General features: G+C 73.0%; 2 protein-coding genes. One reads left to right on the top strand and one right to left on the bottom strand.

What is annotated here, in order from left to right:
* Positions 1-148: 148 nt before the first annotated feature.
* A complete protein-coding gene (locus AC13HU_RS33310) occupies positions 149-2,275 on the bottom strand; it encodes a fibronectin type III domain-containing protein (RefSeq protein WP_483045717.1) in 2,127 nt (708 codons plus the stop codon).
* Between the two features lie 465 nt (positions 2,276-2,740).
* On the opposite strand from AC13HU_RS33310, the gene AC13HU_RS33315 reads away from it, so the two are divergent.
* Complete coding sequence (locus tag AC13HU_RS33315) at positions 2,741-3,901, top strand: ROK family transcriptional regulator (RefSeq protein WP_483045718.1); 1,161 nt, start codon at positions 2,741-2,743, stop codon at positions 3,899-3,901.
* Positions 3,902-4,257 lie beyond the last annotated feature (356 nt).

Here is a 4,257-nt window from a genome sequence, read left to right on the forward strand (position 1 = left end):
GAGTTCGAGGGGACGGAGTTCGAGGGGACGGAGTTCGGGGGCAGAACCGATGCGATGGCCCGGCCGGGGTGGCCGAGCCATCGCTCGTTCGTATCAGATGTCGCTGTACGGGCCGGGGCCGGCCGGGGTCAGCCGGTCCGGCCGCGACTCAGAGCGTGATCTTGTCGATGTCGGAGGCGTAGTCGGTGGGGTTGCCGAAGCCGATGGTGTTCGCGCCCGCCTTGAGGTGCACCGGCACGGTCACGGACTGCGCGGCGCCCCAGTCGTTGTCGTTGGTGCCGGCCAGCGGGAGCTGGAAGGAGGCGCCGTTGACGGTGATCACGGCCGTGCGGCCCGACGAGCCGTCGACGTAGTCCAGTCGCATCAGGTAGGTGCCGTCGGCGGGCGCGGTCACGCCGTTGAAGGTCAGCGTGTTGCCGGTGCCCCCGAGGTTGCCGACCTTCTTCCCGCCGGAGCAGCCCGCGCAGTCCGAGACGCTCGCGCCGCCCGCCAGGGTGTTGCCGGGCGCCTCGGCCTCGTACGCCACCGGTCCTGCGGCGGCCGGCGTGGTGACCGCAACTGCCTTGCTGGGCGCGGAGGTCCGGCCGTGCGCGTCATGGGCGACGACGGTGAAGGAGTGACCGGCGCCGGCCGTGAGAGCGCGGACGGTCGCGGTGGTGGCGGCGCCGCTGGTCGTGGCGGCCTTCCGGCCGTCGGCGTAGACGGTGTAGCCGGTCGTCGCGGACCCGCCCGCGTTCACCGGGTCCCAGGCGAGCGTGACGCTGGTCGCCGTGGCCGCGGTGCCGTGCACGGCGAGCGGGGTGCCCGGGCCGTTGCCGGTGTTCTTCGGGGTGATCGTGAACAGCCGCGAGCCGTGCGCGGGCAGTTGCTCGGTGAGCCGACCGGCGGCGGAGCCGAGGTTGCGGTGGCTCCACAGGTCGCGGACGGACGCCGTGCCGCTGATGCCCAGGTCGGAGAAGTCGGCGGTCACGCCGGCCGCGGCGGAGCCGAGGTTGAACAGCGCGACCGTGTAGCTGCCGTCGGCGTTGCGGGCGTACCAGGTCTGCTGGTCGGTGGCCTGGCTGACCGGCTTGGCCGGGCGGCCGGCCTGGTCGACGGCGATGACCTCGTCGTTGGTCAGCAGCGACAGGCCGTACGAGTCGAGCTTGGTGAGGTCGTCACCGGTGTAGAACGGGGCCGACTCGATCGCCCACAGCGTGGCGTAGCTCTGCCGTTCGGCGTCGGTGAGGCCGTCGAGCGCGCCGTCGCCGACATCGACGGAGTCCAGGTTGTTCCAGTGGCCGGGGCCGGCGTCGGGTATCCACTGCACGACGTCGTTCCAGCGCTGCTTGACCGAGTTGTTCCAGGTGGCGAGCGTGGCGCAGTAGCACTCGACGTCGGTGTCCACCCGCCAGCCGTTGGCGTTCTGCGTCCAGGTCGCGACATGGGGGTGGCTCAGCGACCAGGACAGCGTGAGCTGGATGGGGCGGCCGGTGCGCTGGAGCGCGGCGTGCCACGCCTGGACGTCGGGGATGTTGTCGTGGGCGGCGTCGCCCTGTCCCGAGCCGGGCCCGACACCGTCGATCTTGAGGAAGTCCACGCCCCAGGAGGCGAGTTCGTCGGCTACGGAGTCGATGTACTTCTTCGCGCAGGGGGTGTCGAAGTCCAGCTGGTAGGACACGTTGTCCCAGCCGCTGGTCTTGCGCAGGTCGGGGTAGACCAGGTCCTTGGTGGTGCAGCCGGGGGCGCCGTAGACCGGGGTCTTCCCGTCGTTGTACGCGTCGATGTAGAGGCCGACCGCCAGGTAGACGCCGAACTTCAGCCCCTTCTTGTGGAGTTGGTCGCCGACGTACTTCATGCCATGCGGGAACTTCGTGGGGTCGCCGACCGGACGACCGTACGCGTCCGAGGTGTTGTGGCCGTCCGCGTCGACGTTCCAGCCGGCATCGAGGTTGACGAAGTCGTAGCCGTGCGGCTTCAGCTTCGAGGCCATCACGTCCGCCTGCTGCAGGACATGCGCCTCTGTCAGCCATGCCTCGCCGCCGTAGCCGGGGGCGCTGGTGGACTCCAGGCTCCAACTGCTCCATCCCATATAGGGCTTGGCGGCGAGTACGGGCGCGGTGGTGTGGTGGCCGGCGCCCGCGGACGCGGTCACCGACGCGGACCCGGACGCGGCAGCGGGTACGGCGACGCCCGCCACGAGGGCGGTGGCCGCGGTGACGGCGAGCAGGGGAAGGACGCGGACCCGGGTGCCTCGGGTGCCCGAGCGCCGTGGGGGTCTTGCCGGACGGGTCATCGGTGTACTCCATCCCGGCCTCACCGCGCGCGACCGCGGGCCCCGGTCCATCGGGGCCCTGCGGCTGCGTGCGCGGTCGGCCGCCTGAAAGCGGGGAGGGGTTGGCCCGCGCCCGGAGCAGGTCCCACCACCCGGGGCGCGGAGTGCCGTGAATCTAGCGATGTTTTCCTTCCGCCGTCAACATATTCGCACCCGGGTGCGGGGCTCGGTTCCCGCTCTTCCGCGGCAGGAGCCGCACATCCCAGGGGGCGCGTGGGGGTACCTCCCAGGCGAGGCTCTGGGGGAGAATTGCACGCGCAACAGGCCACCGGCCGGACAGCCGGGAACCCACCCCCACCACAACGGCGCATAGCCAAAAGGGCGCGGGGACGCACCGCATCCGCAGGCCCACCGGGGCCACCCCAGACCCGTTTCGAGCCCCGCAGAGAACTTCCTTCGTTTCCTTCGGAAATGTATCGTCTCGGTATGACGCTCGCCGACCAGCCGCCCGCGGCGGCCCTGGTCTTCCAGACCCTGCTGATCCACGGCCCGCTGACCCGCGCCGAGGTCGGCCGCAGGACCGGCCTGTCGCCGGGTGCGGTCACGAAGGTCGCCACTCCCCTGCTGTCCGACGGCTGGATCGCCGAACTGGACAGCCCGGCCGCCGCCGGCGAGCGCGGCTCCGGCCGCCCCGCGGTGCCGATCGCGGTCCGCGCGGACCGGGCCCGCTTCGTCGGGGTGAAGGTCACCGGGGACGAGTTGATCGGCGTGCTCGCCGACCTGACCGCGCGCCCGCTGGTCACCGGCCGCGCCGCGTTGCGCTCCCGCGACGTGGGCACCGTGGTCCTCGCCATCGCCCGGCTCGTCGCCCGGCTGCGCGCCGACGCGGGTGCGGAGCAGGACGGCGACGTGCACAGCGTCGGCGTCACCATCTCCGGGGATGTCGACGGCCAGACCGGCACCGTGCAGTACTCCCCCTTCCTCGACTGGCGCCGGGTGCCGCTCGCCCAGCTGGTGGAGACCGCGACGGGCACGCCGACGGTGATCGAGAACGACGTGCGCGCCCTCACCGTCGCCGAGCAGTGGTTCGGCGCAGGAGTCGGGCTGTCCTCCTTCGCGCTGGTCACCGTCGGCGCCGGTATCGGCTGCGGCCTGTCGATCGGCGGGCGGGTGGTGTCCGGGGCACACGGGGTGTCGGGCGAGGTCGGACACCTTCCGGTCGGCGGCACCGACCGGGTGTGCACCTGCGGCAACACCGGCTGCGTGGAAGCGGTCGCCTCCAGCCACGCGATCACCGAACAGGCCCGGGAGGCGGCCGGCGACCCGGGGCTCGACATGGCGGGCGCGGTCCGCCTCGCCCACGGCGGCCACCGCGAGGTACGCGCCGTCTTCGCCCGGGCCGGCCACGCGATGGGGCTGGCCCTCGCCTCGGTCGCCAACCTCGTCGGCCCCGAGCGGATCATCATCTCGGGCGAGGGCGTCGCGTCGTACGACCTGTACGAGGAGCAGATCCGGCAGACCTTCGCCGCCCACGCGTTCGGCGCCGCCGCCGACTGCGACCTCCTGGTCCGCCCGCTGCCCTTCGAGGAGTGGGCGCGTGGCGGCGCCGCGGTGGCTGCCCAGCGCCTCTTCGCACCGCCGAAGTAGCGCTCCGGGCTGCCCGGTGGGGTGGCGGCTACCCCGCGTGCGGATACCCAGCACGCGCCGCCGCCGCGGGCGGGCCCGGCCGCGTACCAGGCTCGAACCGTCCGGCGAACTTCCCAGCGGCGGCGGGCAGTTGGGAGACGGCCAGGCCGTTCCTGGCGGGCCCCTCCTGGCTGGCCCCTCCTGGCTGGCCCCTCCTGCCCTGGCCAGACGCCATGGCGACGCCCGCACCGCCGACGCCGCACGCCACGGGCCGACGATGCTCCCTCCCGAGCGTGGCCCGGTCGCCCGGCTCAGGACGCGATCGGCGCCGGGCCGAGGGCCGGCCCTAGGAGCGCAGGTCCCTGACGACGCGGAAG

The sequence above is a fragment of the Streptomyces sp. NH27 genome (assembly GCF_056859195.1).